The sequence below is a fragment of the Otoolea muris genome (assembly GCF_943193115.1).
Lineage (GTDB): Bacteria > Bacillota > Clostridia > Lachnospirales > Lachnospiraceae > Otoolea > Otoolea muris.
The window spans coordinates 1-1,988 of sequence record NZ_CALPCY010000132.1 but is presented as its reverse complement, the minus strand read 5'-3'; the positions used below and the strand labels follow the sequence as shown (position 1 = coordinate 1,988).

Genomic DNA, 1,988 nt, shown 5'->3' with positions numbered 1-1,988 from the left:
AAATTTCTTTTCCTGCACGATATTTAGTTGTCAATTTTCAGTTAGAATCACATTCATTGAGATTCCGAGAAGTTATTTTCCAACCTGGCCGTCATACGCTTGAGCTGAGATCCACAAACCGCTTCTGCAGCGCAAAATCCCATATATCCGTTCCGCGCAAAAGCTCCATAAAACGTTCTGTGCTCCTGCCGTCCCCAAACTGTTCCGCCTCAAAGCGATACTCCTGTGCATGACGGATCGCCTCTAAAATATCCTCCCGCCTTTCGTCCACATGCTGCAGGTTCCGGGATTCTTCCAGATTATACCGCCCTTCCTGCCTGCTCCCGATATCAACAGCCGGGATACCATATACACTGCTCTCCCGTATCCCTGCGCTTGAATTTCCGATCATAAAATCCGCATGCTTCAAAAGCGTCAGGAAATATTCAAACCGCAATGAAGGAAATAGGCAGAATCTTCTTTTTCCTTCCATCCGCTTATACTCATTCAGTAAAATCTCTGAGCCTTTGTCATTATTCGGATAAATCACAACATAATTCTTCCCGGATTCCAGAAGCGCGTCCACCACTTGCTGAATCTTTTTCCCCAGGTTCGGATAGTCGGTTGTAACCGGGTGATACATAAAAATTCCGTAATGCTCATAGACAATATCATACCGGTTCTTCGCCTTATTAATGGAAGGAAGCGAGTCTGACAGCATAATATCAATATCCGGCGAACCGATAACATGGATCCTCCGCGCTTCTTCCCCGAGCTGCAGAAGCCGCTTCCCGGCCTCCTCATTGCATACCAGATGCAGGTGAGCAAACTTGGAGATTGCGTGGCGGATCGATTCGTCAATCGTGCCCGACACCTCCCCGCCCTCGATATGCGCCACCTTTATATTATTTAAAGCCCCCACCACAGCCCCGGCCAGGGCGTCGATCCGATCTCCGTGAACCACCATCAGATCCGGGTGAATCCGTTCTACAAATCCGGTCAGGTGGCAGATCACATCCCCGAGGTTGTAGCTCATGCTGTCCGTATGGATCTGCGCAAAATCCGTATAAACATTCCTATAGCCATCCTTTACGATTTCCCTGTATGTGTTTCCAAACATCTCCATAAGATGCATTCCTGATACATAAATATATGCCTCAAATTCCTCCGATCGCTCTACTTCCCTGATCAGAGGCTTCAGCTTACCATAATCGGCCCTGGTTCCTGTAATAAATAAAATCTTCTTCATTCGCTTTATTATTCTTCTTTCTATATTGTCTGATCCATAATTTTAGCGAAGAATTCATTTTTAGATGTAAACTACGCCTGATAACCTTTAACTATATAAGACGGCTTTGCATGTGAAAATGGGAATTTTTTAATCCTGTATTCCTTATCAGAGAAAAATTCATCAACGGCCATTGTTTCACCTTCCACAATCGCATAATCATCAAATATAATAACTCCGCCTCTAACAACCCTGTCAAATAATTTTTCCAATCCTGCCTTTGCAGGCTCGTATATAATAGAAGCCATTTTCATAATCAAAACATTTCTCTTCATCATATTTCCCAATCATTTTCATCCACCCTTCACATTCATGTAATCTTTATTCATTTTTCTATTGGCCTATCATTGCTTTTTTCAGTTGAATATCCTCTCCAATGTCGCATACTGCTATTTTCCCCAGCACCGCCTCATACTCCTCCGCCCGGATTTCCCCGGTCCCCGGGCGCTTTGCCCAGAGGTTTTCCGGCGTAAAACGCTCTCCCGCACGGATCGGCGCGGTGGTCACCAGCGTCGCAAAGGCAAAGTCCATTGTTACCTGCTCTTCCCGGGCCGCCTCCTTTTTCCCTCCCAGCATCGCGGGCAGCTCCCCCGCCGCCTGCAAAAGCGCCCCCAGCGCCGCTTCGTCCATGGAACACACGATATCCGGCCCCCGGCGGCTCATGCGGTCTGTGAAATGGCGTTCCACCAGCCCGGCCCCCAGCGCCATGGCCGCGATGCAG

3 protein-coding genes are annotated in these 1,988 nt (G+C 47.5%); all 3 read right to left on the bottom strand.

Features of this window, described 5'->3' with window-relative positions; genetic code table 11:
- Positions 1 to 91: 91 nt before the first annotated feature.
- Entirely contained in the window at positions 92 to 1,228 is a 1,137-nt protein-coding gene (neuC, locus tag NFS31_RS26555) for a UDP-N-acetylglucosamine 2-epimerase (protein WP_251502051.1), read from the bottom strand.
- Between the two features lie 71 nt (positions 1,229 to 1,299).
- Positions 1,300 to 1,545: a TylF/MycF family methyltransferase gene (locus NFS31_RS26550; RefSeq protein WP_251502054.1), complete on the bottom strand. Its 246-nt coding sequence runs from the start codon at positions 1,543 to 1,545 to the stop codon at positions 1,300 to 1,302.
- 55 nt (positions 1,546 to 1,600) lie between these two features.
- Positions 1,601 to 1,988 (bottom strand): SAF domain-containing protein (locus tag NFS31_RS26545; RefSeq protein ID WP_251502048.1); only part of this gene is annotated, 388 nt, incomplete at its 5' end.